General features: G+C 28.9%; 13 protein-coding genes. 8 read left to right on the top strand and 5 right to left on the bottom strand.

Features of this window, described 5'->3' with window-relative positions; all coding sequences use genetic code 11:
* Positions 1 to 2 precede the first annotated feature (2 nt).
* Together METVI_RS0104310 and thrC are read right to left on the bottom strand one after the other, a co-directional pair.
* On the bottom strand, positions 3 to 503 hold the full coding sequence (locus METVI_RS0104310; protein ID WP_004594632.1) for a 3-isopropylmalate dehydratase small subunit: 501 nt from the start codon (positions 501 to 503) through the stop codon (positions 3 to 5).
* A gap of 1 nt (position 504) precedes the next feature.
* Positions 505 to 1,722, bottom strand: a complete 1,218-nt coding sequence (thrC, locus tag METVI_RS0104315) for a threonine synthase (RefSeq protein WP_004594633.1) — start codon at positions 1,720 to 1,722, stop codon at positions 505 to 507.
* Between the two features lie 71 nt (positions 1,723 to 1,793).
* Here thrC and METVI_RS0104320 point away from each other — a divergent pair, with 71 nt between their 5' ends.
* Genes METVI_RS0104320 through METVI_RS0104350 form a run of 7 tightly spaced genes read left to right on the top strand, consistent with a single transcriptional unit; the run spans position 1,794 to position 9,535 of the window.
* The gene (locus METVI_RS0104320) at positions 1,794 to 2,936 is read left to right on the top strand and encodes a cation:proton antiporter (protein ID WP_004594635.1); all 1,143 of its coding nucleotides are present in this window, start codon (positions 1,794 to 1,796) and stop codon (positions 2,934 to 2,936) included.
* Positions 2,937 to 2,942: 6 nt separating this feature from the next.
* Entirely contained in the window at positions 2,943 to 3,662 is a 720-nt protein-coding gene (locus tag METVI_RS0104325) for a TrmB family transcriptional regulator sugar-binding domain-containing protein (protein ID WP_004594637.1), read from the top strand.
* A 4-nt stretch (positions 3,663 to 3,666) separates the two neighbouring features.
* On the top strand, positions 3,667 to 4,746 hold the full coding sequence (locus METVI_RS0104330; RefSeq protein WP_004594639.1) for an oligosaccharide repeat unit polymerase family protein: 1,080 nt from the start codon (positions 3,667 to 3,669) through the stop codon (positions 4,744 to 4,746).
* The gene (locus tag METVI_RS0104335; protein ID WP_017981062.1) at positions 4,716 to 5,765 is read left to right on the top strand and encodes an ATP-binding protein; all 1,050 of its coding nucleotides are present in this window, start codon (positions 4,716 to 4,718) and stop codon (positions 5,763 to 5,765) included. The genes METVI_RS0104330 and METVI_RS0104335 overlap by 31 nt, the downstream gene beginning before the upstream one ends.
* Positions 5,766 to 5,798: 33 nt before the next feature.
* Positions 5,799 to 6,905 carry an O-antigen polymerase gene (locus METVI_RS0104340; RefSeq protein WP_004589843.1) on the top strand — a complete coding sequence of 369 codons (1,107 nt, stop codon included), beginning with the start codon at positions 5,799 to 5,801 and terminating at the stop codon, positions 6,903 to 6,905.
* Positions 6,883 to 7,962: an SPOUT family RNA methylase gene (locus tag METVI_RS0104345; protein ID WP_004589842.1), complete on the top strand. Its 1,080-nt coding sequence runs from the start codon at positions 6,883 to 6,885 to the stop codon at positions 7,960 to 7,962. The genes METVI_RS0104340 and METVI_RS0104345 overlap by 23 nt, the downstream gene beginning before the upstream one ends.
* The gene (locus METVI_RS0104350) at positions 7,928 to 9,535 is read left to right on the top strand and encodes a tRNA uridine(34) 5-carboxymethylaminomethyl modification radical SAM/GNAT enzyme Elp3 (protein WP_004589841.1); all 1,608 of its coding nucleotides are present in this window, start codon (positions 7,928 to 7,930) and stop codon (positions 9,533 to 9,535) included. The genes METVI_RS0104345 and METVI_RS0104350 overlap by 35 nt, the downstream gene beginning before the upstream one ends.
* Here METVI_RS0104350 and ilvE read toward each other — a convergent pair.
* From ilvE to serA, 3 genes are read right to left on the bottom strand one after another with little or no spacing between them, the layout of a single operon-like run.
* Entirely contained in the window at positions 9,525 to 10,382 is an 858-nt protein-coding gene (gene ilvE, locus METVI_RS0104355) for a branched-chain-amino-acid transaminase (protein ID WP_004589840.1), read from the bottom strand. The two genes, METVI_RS0104350 and ilvE, sit on opposite strands and share 11 nt — an antisense overlap.
* A gap of 9 nt (positions 10,383 to 10,391) precedes the next feature.
* Complete coding sequence (locus tag METVI_RS0104360) at positions 10,392 to 11,867, bottom strand: (R)-citramalate synthase (protein WP_004589839.1); 1,476 nt, start codon at positions 11,865 to 11,867, stop codon at positions 10,392 to 10,394.
* A 5-nt stretch (positions 11,868 to 11,872) separates the two neighbouring features.
* The gene (gene serA / locus METVI_RS0104365; protein ID WP_004589838.1) at positions 11,873 to 13,444 is read right to left on the bottom strand and encodes a phosphoglycerate dehydrogenase; all 1,572 of its coding nucleotides are present in this window, start codon (positions 13,442 to 13,444) and stop codon (positions 11,873 to 11,875) included.
* Between the two features lie 98 nt (positions 13,445 to 13,542).
* Here serA and METVI_RS0104370 point away from each other — a divergent pair, with 98 nt between their 5' ends.
* Positions 13,543 to 14,253 carry a hypothetical protein gene (locus tag METVI_RS0104370; RefSeq protein WP_004589837.1) on the top strand — a complete coding sequence of 237 codons (711 nt, stop codon included), beginning with the start codon at positions 13,543 to 13,545 and terminating at the stop codon, positions 14,251 to 14,253.
* Positions 14,254 to 14,257 lie beyond the last annotated feature (4 nt).

The raw sequence follows: 14,257 nt of genomic DNA on the forward strand, positions 1-14,257 counted from the left end.
ATTTAATAACTCTTTTCATTAGCCAACCTCTTTTTTAGATAATTCATCAAACCTCCAGCTTCTAATATTTCCATCATAAAGTCAGGTAGTTTATTCCCATATAACACTTCTCCTGTTGTTACATTCCTTATTACTCCAGATTTTAAATCAACTTCTAAAATATCACCTTCATTTATTTTATCCACATCTTTACATTCTATCAATGGCAATCCTAAATTAATAGCGTTCCTATAAAATATCCTTGCAAAACTCTTAGCTATAATACAGCTAATCCCTGCACCCTTTAATCCAAGAGGAGCATGCTCTCTTGATGAGCCACATCCAAAGTTCTTACCAGCAACTATAATATCTCCCTTTTTAACCTTTTTAGGAAAATCTTCATCAATACCAGTCATGACATACTTTGCCAATTCTTCAGGTTCAGTATAAACTAAATATCTTGCAGGCATTATGGCATCAGTATCAACATTGTCACCAAATTTCCAAACTCTTCCTCTAATCATCCTATCCCTCCATAAGAAGTGATTTAATTTTCTCTAAGTCAGCCTCAACTTTAATTGGTTCCTCACTCTCTCTTATAGCTATATCAGGATCTTTCAGACCATGTCCTGTTGTAATACATACAATTCTTTCATCTCTATCTATAACTCCTTCTTCTAATAACTTTTTTAACCCTGCTATAGAAGATGCTGATGCAGGTTCAACAAATATTCCCTCTTTTCTAGCTAATAACTTTTGAGCCTCTATAATTTCTCTATCAGAAACAGCTTCAGCATATCCATTAGAATCATAAATGGCTTTTAAAGCTTTTTTTGCATTTACAGGATTGCCTATCCTAATGGCAGTTGCTACAGTCTCAGGATTTTTATAAGGTTCTATTTCAAGCTTTTTCTTTTTAAATGCTTCTACTATTGGTTTAGCCCCTTCTGCCTGAATTCCTGTCATCTTTGGTAGCTCATCTATTAATCCTGTAATATAAAATTCTTTAAAACCTTTCCATATAGCAGATATATTTCCTGCATTTCCTACAGGAACAATAACCCTATCAGGAACATTATAATTTAGCCTTTCACAGATCTCAAATGCTATTGTCTTTTGCCCTTCCAGTCTAAATGGATTAACAGAATTTAATAAATATATTAATCTTTCGTCAGCTAACTTTTTGACAATCTCTAAAGCATCATCAAAATTACCTCTTATTTGTATAACTTTAGCTCCATAAAACATTGCCTGTGCTAACTTTCCAAGAGCCACTTTACCCTCAGGTAGGAGGACTATGCATTTCATATTAGCCTTAGCTGAATATGCTGCTAGTGATGCTGATGTATTTCCTGTAGATGCACACCCAACAGATTTTATATTCAATTCATTAGCTACTGAAACACCAACTGTCATTCCTCTATCTTTAAAACTACCTGTAGGGTTAGCTCCTTCATTTTTAACATATAATTCTTTCACATTTAGCTCCTTTTCTAAGTTTTTACATCTGTATAATGGAGTATTTCCCTCCTGTAATGAGATTATTTTGCTCATATCTTCTATTGGAAGAAATTCAATATATCTCCAAACTCCAGGCTCTCTTTTTTTAAAAGTTTCTTTTGAAATCTTCTCTTTTATCTCTTCATAGTCATAAACAACCTCTAATAACCCCCCACATTCACATGTATAAACAATATCTTCTTTTTTATATGTTTTTCCACATTCTATACATCTTTGTAGCATAAATATTCACCTAAAGATTTATATATTAGCAGAATAGAAGTTTTTAAGATTAAAATAGTTTTTGGTGAAATATGGATTTCTATTATATATTTTTTATAGTATTGTCAATCATATTTATAATCCCAAATCTGCTGAAAAGGTTTAACATACCTGCCATAACATCAATAATGATAGCTGGTATGATAATTGGAGATTATGGGTTAAAAATTATAGAGGTTAATGAGACCCTTAAAGTTTTATCAGAACTTGGGGCAATAATGTTAATGTTTTTAGCAGGTTTAGAGGTTGATAATGAAACATTAAAGAAGGAGTTTAAAAACTCATTATTTTTAACTTTATTATCCATCCTCATTCCAGGTATTGGAGGATATTATATAGGAAATTTAATTGGACTAAACTTTTCAGGTTCTTTATTAATGGCTGTTATTTTTGCTTCTCATTCAGTAGCTATTGTTTATGCTGTTTTAAATGAGCTAAATTTAACAAATAACAGATTAGGGATAATCATATTAAGCTCAACAATAATTATAGATTTAATAACACTCCTCCTACTTTCTGTTATTATAAAAATAAACAATGGAGATGGAAATCTTTTAATATTTTTCCTAAAAATTTTTGTATACATATCTATTCTGCTAATCTCTATTCCTATCATTTCAAAGTATATTTTAAATATTTTTGAGAAGCTTCATGCTCAGAGAATTCACTATGTTCTATTTATTATATTTATTGTAATTATTATAGGAGAGTATCTAAATATCCACCCAATAGTGGGAGCATTTATATGTGGAGTTGCTGTCAGTGAGGCTTTAACTAAGAAAGAATGTGATGAGATCTTAAATAAAAATCTAAATGCTATTGGTTATGGGTTCTTCATACCTATATTTTTCTTAGTTCTCGGGATGGAAACTAATTTTTGGGTGATTTTTAATTTGCAAAATTTAAAGCAAATCTTACTAATATTATCATCAGCTGTGTTGTTAAAGGTAGTTTCATCTTACATTCCATTAAAACTTTTAAGATTCAATAATAAAGAATGTCTTTTTGGAAGCCTTTTAACAGTTCCAAAGATATCAGCATCTTTAGTGGCAGCTACAATAGGAAAAGAAATGGGGATAATTGATAATAGTATTTTTGTTGCTATAATAGCAATGTCTGTGATAACCTCTACATTAGTACCAATAATTGCAAAAAACCTAAAATCTTCTTGGTGAAAATTGATGAAAAGAATTTTAGAATTACTAGTGGTTTTAGCTATAATAATAACAGCTACAGCTGTAGCTTATAAATTTATAAATAATAATAAAGATTATGAATTTTCTGGAGATGAGATGTATAAATGTACATGGATAGCAGATAAGATATTGAATAAAGGTTTTCCTTTAAAAGCTCATATTTATGGCTATTGGGTATATGATAAAAAATTATTTAATGATACGGTGGAAGTGTATTATGCTAGAGGCGGGATATTATATGCCATATACAATAATGACACAGTAACTATTGGGGGTAGATTAGCATATAAAGAGGATATTGCTGCTGAAAAAATAGAGTTGATCCCTATTGGAAAATATATAGTTGTAATTGACATAAATCCTTTAGAGGGGAAAGATTTTAGAGATATTTATGAAAGAGTTTTAAAAAATATTTCTTTTAATTATATTAAAGCATACATAGTAGGAAAAATAGCTGCAGACACAGAAACTTTTAAACCCACAGAAAGAATTAAGCTAGATAACATATTATTTGTTGATGAAATAAAAGGGTTAGATGTTTTTTATATAGAGAATGGTTTAATATTATCTGGAAAAATTAATTTAGATAAGTTAAAGGAGTTAGATAATTATATAAAGGTTAATAAGACATCAACATCAAAATTAAAGCTATATATTGTAACTAATGATAAAGTCAGTGGCTATAAAGTAATATCTTTAAGTTGATAGTATGATTGAATTACATCATTTATTTATTTTTTTAATAGCCATCTATATAATTTTTTCAGATGTTAGTGTTAATGCTGCAATAATTTTTTTAATTTCTGGGATAGTATTTTACATATCTTTTATAGTTGGAAAGGATCTGTTTAAATTAGATGTTGGTAAATTTGTTGGATCAAATTATATAGATAGAGGTTTTGGGTATTTACTATTAATAATTGGATTTGTATCAGTAGTGATTGATCTTATCTTATCAGGCTCAATACCTCTTTTTGATCCTTTATCAAGAAGATTTTTAAATGTTTATTTAACAACCTTATCTCATCTATTTATTGTTGGTTATGCAATAATTTTAGCTACTGAAAATATAGATAAGAAAAGAGCTATTATTTACACTATAATCTTTTCTATTTTTATATCATTATTAGGCTACAGAACAAATGTTTTAGCCCTTCTTCTATCATCTTTTGCTGTTTTATATTATAAAGGAGAACTAAAAAAAAGGGAATTGTTGATATTTGGAATTATAATATTTTCTATACTTTTAACTTTATCAATATTGAGGCTTATGTTTCTAGGAGCTTTAGGAAATCCTATACTTTCAAGAATTTCTCTCACTATGTCAATCTATGATATAATATATAACCATTATAATGACATGTTCTATGGATTTCTTCACTATGCAGCTATAATGTCCTATTTTGGGCATAGTGTGGGGCCAAGGTATTTTATAGCAAAAACCTTGAATATTGAAGGAGTAACAATAACACCAACAGTTGTAGGAGCAATTATAGCAGATTATGGAGTTTTAGCAATAATACCGTATTTTGGATTTTTAGGAATATTTTTAGGCTTTTTATATAAATTAGCTAAAAGATTAAGAGGGATATATTTAGGTATCTTTGGAGTTTTATTTGCTTATACATTAATAAGTGTAGAAAGTGGAATATTAGATTTAGATGTTATTATCTATTATATATTTGGAATACTACTATGTTTAAGAACTATATTAAAGAGCTTAAGAAATAGTTGCTATAAAAAATACTTGGTGATTCTATGGAATTCTTTAACAGAGAAAAAGAAATAAATGAGATTCTATCAATTATTGAATTTGAGCCAAATTTTATTTATTTTCTTTACGGCCCTATAAACTCTGGTAAGACAGCTTTAATTAATGAGATAATTAATAATAGATTAGATAAAGATAAATATGTAGTGTTTTACATAAATCTAAGAAGATACTTTATTTCTAAGTACAATGATTTTATTGAAGTTTTGTTTGAGGAATATAATGAAAATAAAAAGCCAGTTGAAATAATAAAAGGTCTAATTAAAGATACTCCATTGTTATTTGGTATTCCAGTTCCAAAGAATACTTTGGAAGAGTTATTAAATAAAAAAACCACCAAAAATGTTTTTAGATATATAACTAACATACTATTAGAAATTAAAAAATCTGGAAAGATACCGATAATTATTTTAGATGAACTTCAGAAGATAGGAGATTTAAAAATAAACGACTTCTTAATTTATGAGCTATTTAACTATTTTATCAGCTTAACAAAGCATAAACACCTATGCCATGTATTTTGTTTATCTTTTGATAGTTTATTCATTGAGAAAGTTTATAACGAGGCGATGCTTGAAGATAGGGCGGATTATATCTTAGTTGATGACTTTGATAAAGAGACAGCAATGAAGTTTATAGATTTTTTATCAGAGAATATTTTAAATAAAAAGCTTTCTAATGAAGAGAAAGAATTAATTTATAGCTATGTAGGAGGAAAACCTGTTCTAATAATAAAAGTGATAAATAAAATGAGAACTGAGGAATTAGATGAAATTTTAAATTTTATGTTGAATGATACTAAGCAAAGGTTAAAATATTTATTAGAAGACATAAGGGAAGAAAATGAAGAGCTATATAAGGAAATAATAAAAGCTTTGAGTTTATTTAAAGAAAATCATGAGGTTGAAGATATAACAATAGATAAAAAAGTTAGAGAGTTTTTAGTTAAGAGAAATATTTTATTCTTAGATACAATAAAAGGGGTTATAAAACCACAGAGTTTTTTGATTTGGAATGCCATAAAAATATTGATTTAAATTAATGAATGTAATATTGGGGGGTACTATAATATGTTTAAAAAAGCGTTTAAAATAGAACATCCAGTAAATATAATATTTATAGGGCATTTAATAATTTTTCTATTAGCATTCCCCTATTATGATAAGTTAGGTTTTTCTATATTTAAAATAATTTTTATTATACTTTCAAATATTCTTACTTTTTCAATCCCATTTATATTAGATATAAAAGTAAAAATAAATAAAACAATATATTATATATCCTCTATATTATTAGCCTTTATATCATTTTATGGAGCTTTTGTTATTACAAAATGTTTATTTTTATCAATATTGTATGTTATTTTCATTTTTATAGTTGTGGAGATATTTCTAAAATATTATTATAAAAAAATATTTAATATATTTCTATTTGTAATTGGTGTGCTATCATTTCTATTGTTAGTTATTAAGTATAAAGCAATTCCATTATTAAATTATAATGTAAGAATGCTAATAAATTATGAACCATTAAGAATAATATCTTTAGGAGCTTTAGCATATTCTGGAATAGAGAGTTGGAAATATTTTTTATTATCATTAGTTATTCTCTCATTAACTGGTTATAAAGTAGGGCCTGTAATATTATTTACCTCATATTTAATTTATAAAAAGTATCCTATAAAAAAAATAACTATCTTTGGTAGCATTTTAATATTACTGATATTAATAATGAATAAAATTATTTTATCTACATCTGGCCAGTGTTGGAAGCTCAGCACAATTGAAGTTTTATGTTATAGAGCATATCTTGATCTTTATATATTTAAAAGTATAATAGAAAATCATATAACAACTTACGGTTCTATAATTTTAACTCCAGGAGGGGAAGAAAAAATAGGAGAATTATTATTTAGTTACAAACACAATTTTACAACAACAATGTTTGGTACTGTTTATATGGACTTTAATATTTTTTCACCAATTTTTTCAATTATATTTGGAATAATATCAAAGTTTTTATATGAGGGTGATTGGAAGTTATATTCTATCTATGCCTCTCTATTATTAATTTATTGTGAAATAGGAATAAACTATGGTTTTTTGGTAGTTATACTGTTACTCTTTTATATAAACATATGTAAGGTGATAAAATATGAAATTTATAATAAAAACTGAAAGGGGTTTAGAAAACATAGTTGTTAATCATTTAAAAGATTTAGTAGAAAATTTTAACTATATTACTTCCCCTGATGGTTATCAAGGAATTGTTATAGTTGAGGCTGAAGAAGACATAAGGGATAAAATACTACAAATACCTGAAGTTGATAGTGTTTTAAAAGTAGATTATGAAGTTGAAACAGATTTTGAAAAGATTGTTAATATGGCTGAAAAAATAAAAGAGCATATTAATGAGAATGAGACATTTGCTGTAGAAACTAAAAAGAGAGGTAAACAAGATTTTAATTCTGTTGATGTGAATATAGTATTAGGTGCAAAGTTAAAAGATCTCACAAATGCTGAAGTTAATTTGACAAACCCTGATAAAGTCATTTATGTTGAAGTTTTTAAACATAAAACTTATATTTGTATAGGTAAAAAAGATGAGTATAAAGGTAAAAAATATACCAAAGAGAAGATAAATGCAAGAACTTTATTTAAAAAAATTTCTATTGTCCAATTACCTTATTTAGAAGATATTAAAGCTTGTAGAAAGTTTGGAGAAGCTATTGGAAGATCTGCTCAAGCTTTTGAAGTTAAAGAACTTATTATAGCTCCTAAAGATAAAGTTGATGCTTATGAATTAATGGAATTCATTAAAGGTGTAAAAATTGGACAAATATCAAGATATGAAATTCAAAAAAAGGCATATCCATTTGAAATAAAGAAAGTACCAGTATATGTCCATGATTTATATCAGACTGTTAGAGATAAGAGAAGAAATAATAGACTGTTAATTATAACAGATCCTAAAGGAGAGGAAATAATAAAAATAAAAGATAAATTAAAAGAAGATTTAAAGAAAAAGAAAGAAATAGTTGTATTTTGTGGTTCTAGAGAAGGGATTCCAAAAGGGGTTTTTAGATTTGCTGATTATATTATTGATTTATCCCCTCACATGACATTTGCTACAGAGCATGCAATTCCTGCAGCTTTGATAGCCCTATGGACAGTATTTAGAGAATCTTTTGATGATGACTATGAGAGAGAAGATGATAAGAACATTGATCAATAAATTATTGGAGGCATATAAAAGAGGAGAAAAATTAGATAAAAAAAAGATTGAAAGAATTAAAAGAGAATGTTTAAGAGAGTTTAGAGGATTAAGCTTCCCATCTACATCAGAAATTTTAGAATACGCTAATGAAGAGGAGAAAAGAATTCTTATTCCATTATTGAGAAAAAAGCCTGTAAGAAGCATTTCTGGAGTTTCTGTTGTAGCAGTTATGACATCTCCATCAAAATGCCCCCATGGGAAGTGCATATTCTGCCCCGGTGGAGTTAATAGCTGTTTTGGAGATGTCCCTCAAAGTTACACTGGAAAAGAACCAGCAACAATGAGAGGTTTAATGTTTAATTTTGATCCATATTTACAAACAAAAGCTAGATTAGAGCAGTTTAAGAAAATTGGACATCCTATTGATAAAATTGAGCTAATAATAATGGGAGGAACTTTTCCTGCTAGAAATATAGAATACCAAGATTGGTTTATTAAAAGATGTTTGGATGCATTAAATGAAAAAGAAAGTAAAAGCTTAGAAGAAGCACAAAAAATTAATGAGACAGCAAAACACAGATGTGTAGCTTTATGTGTTGAAACAAGACCTGATTACTGTAAAGAGAAAGATATAAACCAAATGTTAAAATTAGGCACTACAAGAGTGGAAATAGGGGTTCAAACAATATATAATGAGATTCTAGAATTCTGTAAAAGAGGACATACTGTTGAAGATTCTATAAAAGCTACTCAACTTTTAAAGGATTCTGGATTGAAGGTTTCTTACCATATTATGCCTGGATTGCCAGGAAGTGATATTGATAAAGATAAGGAAATGTTTAAAGAAATATTTGAGAATCCAGACTTTAGGCCAGATATGGTCAAAATATATCCATGCTTAGTTATTGAAGGTACTGAACTTTATGAGTTGTGGAAGAAAGGAGAATATAAACCATATAGAGAAGAAGAAGCTATTGAGGTTATAGCATATGCAAAGTCAATAATGCCAAAATGGGTAAGAACTTCAAGAATTCAAAGAGATATACCTGCTACTGTAATAGTTGATGGAGTAAAAAAGAGCAATTTAGGAGAGTTAGTTTATAAGTATTTAGAGGAAAAAAATATAAAATGTAGGTGTATTAGGTGTAGAGAAGTTGGGCATGTTATGTATAAAAGAGGAATAATACCAGATTTAAAACATGTTAAACTATGTAGAGAAGAATATGAAGCTAGTAATGGTGTGGAGATATTCTTATCATTTGAAGATGTTAAGAATGATATTTTAATAGCATTTTTAAGGCTAAGAGAACCTTATAAACCATTTAGAAAAGAAATAGATGAAAAGACAATGTTAGTTAGGCAATTACATGTTTGTGGTCCAGAAAAACCATTAAAAGGAGAGTTTGAGGAGTTATCTTTGCAACATATGGGGTTTGGTAGAAAGTTATTAATGGAAGCTGAAAGGGTAGCGGAAGAGGAGTTTGATAAAAATAAGATATTAGTAACTAGTGGAATAGGAGTTAGAGAATATTATAGAAAATTAGGATACAAAAGAATTGGGCCATATATGGGAAAAGTTATTAAATCTTAATTCCCCATTTTTTTCTAACTTCTTTAAATTTCTCTTTCAATCTTTTTGTAATCTCACCAATTTTTCCATTATTTATTTTCCTACCATCTATTTCAAATACAGGAACTATTTCAGCAGCAGTTCCTGTTATAAAAACTTCATCAGCAGTGTAAAGATCATATAATGTTAATGGTTCTTCTCTAACTTCTATTCCTTCTTCTTTAGCTAATTTTATAACTACATCTCTTGTTATTCCTTTTAGAACACTGTAATAAACAGGAGGGGTTTTTAAAATATTGTTCTTTACGACAAAAATATTATCTCCTGTTCCTTCAACAATAAATCCATTTTCATCTAATAGAAAAGCTTCATCAACATTAGCATAATTGGCCTGTAGCTTAGCTAATATACTATTTAGATAGTTTAAAGATTTAACTGCTGGAGGTAAAACATCAACAGGTAATCTTCTTACAGATGCTGTTATTACCCTTATTCCATCCTCTCCAAGTAATGGATCCATTGGGACAGCTATACATATAATATTTGGATTTTTACACTTTCTTGGATCTAAACCTAAATCTCCTTCTCCTCTGGTTATAACTAGCCTAATATATGCATCTTTTAATCCATTAACTCTAAGGGTATTTAATACAACTTCTATCATTTCTTCCTTAGTTAATGGAATATCCAAACATATAGCTTTTGCTGAGTCATAAAGTCTATCAATATGTTCCTTCAACATAAAAACTACTCCATCATAAGCCCTTATTCCTTCAAAAACCCCATCTCCATATAATAAACCATGATCAAAAACAGAAATCTTTGCTTCTTCTTTATCAACAAACTTTCCATTTAAGTAGATTTTCAATATCTCACCTCACAATAGTAATAAATTTATTCCTTCCATTACAGCATTTACAGAAGCTTTTATAATATCAGCATCAGATTTAACAACTTCAACAACTTCTGAACCTCTTCTTAGCTTGACTTTAACCTCAACTATTGCATCAGTTCCACTACCTATAGATTTAACAGAGTATTCTTCTAACTTAATATCAGCTACTCCACTTATTGCCTTTCTAACAGCATTTATGGCTGCATCAACAGGACCTACACCATAGGCAGTTTCTATTAAATGTCTATTTTCTCCTCTATAGTGTAATCTAACTGATGCTATTGGTGTTATCTTATTCCCTGAAACTACTGTGAGTTCATCTAACTTAATTTTCTCTTCTATACCTGATCCCTTAACCTCTCTAACTATAGCTAATAAATCTGTATCTGATATATACTTACCAAGATCTCCAAGCTCCTTAATTTTTTCATATATCTTATTTAACTCTTCCTCTGAAACCTCTATATTCATAAGATCTAACTTATATTTCAGTGCTTTTCTACCAGAGTGTTTTCCTAATATAATTCTCCTTCTATTCCCTACCATTTCTGGTTTTATTGGTTCATAAGTTTCAGTATTTTTTATTAATCCATCAACATGAATTCCTGCCTCATGAGCAAAGGCATTATCTCCTACAATAGCTTTATTAAATGGTACAGGCAACTTCATCATTTTTGCCACAAATCTTGAAACTTCATAAAGTTTTTCTAATTTTACATTTGTGTCAATATTATAAAGGAATTTTAGAGCTGTAACAACCTCTTCTAAAGCAGCATTTCCAGCTCTTTCACCAATACCATTCACCGTCACATGAGCTTCCACTGCTCCAGCAAAAATGGCAGAGCATGTATTAGCTGTTGCCATCCCAAAATCATTATGACAGTGCACTGCAATTGGTAAATCTACCTTTTCTGAAATATTTTTAAATAACCTTTCAGCTTTTTGAGGTGTCAAAACTCCAACTGTGTCACAGATACAGCACCTATCAGCTCCAGCCTCTTTTCCTCTATTGAATAACTCTATTAGAAACTCCTCTTTAGCTCTTGTTGCATCTTCAGCAGAAAGTTCAACTATTAAACCATGATCTTTGGCATATTCAACAGCATCAGTAGCAGTTTTTAAAACTTCATCTTCAGATTTCTTTAATTTATATTTTATATGGATTGGGGAGGATGGAACTACTAAATGAACACTATCAACTTCACATTCTAATGCAGCATCAATATCAACTTTTAAAGCTCTGACAAATGAGCAGATTTCAGCATTAAGATTTTCTTTAACAATCATTTTAATTGCTTCTCTCTCTCCTTTTGATGTTATTGCAGAACCTGCTTCAATAATATCAACTCCTAATTCATCAATCTTTTTTGCAATCTCCAGTTTCTCATATGGTGTTAGAGAAACTCCTGGAGTTTGTTCTCCATCTCTTAGTGTTGTATCCAGAATTTTAACTTTCATATTCTTCACCATAGATTAATAACAGCTACATCTTTAATATTTGGAATTTCTTTAATTTTCTTTATAACCTCTTCAGAAATTGGATGATCCAAGTTAATTAACATTACTGCCTCTCCTCCAGGTTCTCTCCTACCAACCTGCATACTTGCTATATTTATTCCATATTCACCTAATATCATTCCCACTTTTCCAATCATTCCTGGCCTGTCAATATGTTTAATTATAGCCAAAACTCCTTCTGGAATAAAGTTAACTTCATAACCATCTACTTCTAATATAACAAACTTATTATTAATTATTCCCCCTACTATTGAGAATCTTCTATCTCCTTCAGCAATTATCTTTATAGCATCTCCATATTTTTTCTCTGTTGTATAACTTTCAATAACATTAATATTTCTACTTTTAGCTATAATTGGTGCATTAATTAAATTAACTCCTGCTAATAGTATAGGATATAATAAACCTTTTAAAAAAGCCCTTGTTATTAAATCAGTGTTCTCTTTTGTAAGGGAACCCATGTATATAATCTCAACTCTATCAACTCTATTTAATACTTGCATAACTATATTCCCAAGGGTTTCAGCTAACAACATATATGGTTTTAATTTCCCTAACTTTTCTTTTGGTAGGCTTGGAAAATTAACAACATTTTCAGCTAATTCTCCATTTAATATTTTTTTTATTTGCTCAGCTATTATAATTCCAGCAGCCTTTTGAGCTTCTTCAGTAGATGCTCCTAAATGTGGTGTACAGATGAGATTGTCTAATTTTAACAATGGATTGTCTTTTGGAGGCTCTTTCTCAAATACATCTAAAGCAGCAGCTTTTATTCTTTTTTCTTTTAAAGCTTTGTATAAAGCTTTTTCATCAATTAATCCTCCTCTTGCACAATTAACAATAATAGCATTTTTTTTCATTAGATTTATTTGCTCTTCACCAATCATATGTTTTGTTTTTGGTGTTAAAGGAACATGTAATGTTATAATATCAGCCATCTTACAGAGTTCATTTAAATCATTTAATAATTTAACTCCTAAATTTTCAGCAACTTCTTTTGGAATATAAGGATCATAAGCAATAACCTCCATACCAAATGCTTTAGCCCTTTTAACAACTTGTTGTCCTATTCTTCCAAGACCTACAACTCCTAAAATTTTTCCATACAATTCAATACCTTTAAACTTCTTTCTTTCCCATTTTCCACTTTTAACAGAATTGTTCGCCTGTGGGATATTTCTTGCTGCAGCTAATATTAACCCCATAGTCAATTCAGCTACTGAAATGGATGAAGCATCTGGAGCATTTACAACAATAATACCTTTTTCTGTAGCATAATCAACATCAATATTATCAACTCCAACTCCAGCTCTTGCAATAATTTTTAAATTCTTCCCAGCATCTATAATTTCCCTATCAACATATGTTCCACTCCTAACAATTAAAATATTAACATCTTTAATTTTATTTAAAAGCTCCTCTTTAGATAAATCTGTAGCTATCTCAACTTCTCCAAGCTCTTTTAATATTTTTATAGCTTCCTCATGTATAGGGTCAGTAATTAATATTTTGACCATTGGTTACACCTTTTCTAAAGTTTATTTTTTAAATTTTAATATAAACAATAAATAGGTTTTTATAAAAAGATTTTGATATAATAAAATAAGGTGATAATATGAGGTATGAAATAAAAATAGATGAAGAAAAAGTGGAAATTGTTAGATACTCTACAGTTTATACTGATGAAGGGATTGAAGAGATAGAGGAAACCTATTTATTAACCACTGCAGATGACTATGAGAGTGTTTTAGGAAAATATGAGCCATTTCCTAAGAAAGATGTAACCTATTTAGGAAATCTTGAAGATTTAAAATTGGTTAGAGGTACTGAGCTTAGAACATCTGTTCCCATACCTCTTTCTATATGTAGGCCTAAGTATTTAAGAAGAGTGGAGGAGGATGATGAGAGAATAACTTATTTAGAAATAAACTCAGCCCCAATACAGAGAGGAATTATAGTAGGAATAGTTGTAGGGGTGCAGCATGGTAAGACAAGTTCAGGTAAGGATTACACAATATTTAGAGTGTTTGATGGTTATGGTTGGGGCAAATTAAGGTTATTTGGAATTAAAGCAAATCCTGAATTATACACAGGATTATTTATTAGGGGATTTGTAAGATTTGGTTTAATAGAGTTTAGAGATGAAAAAGGAGAGTTAAGAAAAGCTATTTCTCTAACTTTAAATGATCTTCCTGTTTTAGTACAGCCTAAGGAATATATTGTCCATAAGAAGTTTGTTGATTCAGTAATATTAAAGGGAATAAAGGAGGAAAGTCAAGATAATGAAGATTATGAAATGGAAAATGAGGAGATTATAGTAAGGTGAAGTT

The sequence above is a fragment of the Methanocaldococcus villosus KIN24-T80 genome (assembly GCF_000371805.1).
GTDB lineage: Archaea > AGJL01 > Methanococci > Methanococcales > Methanocaldococcaceae > Methanocaldococcus > Methanocaldococcus villosus.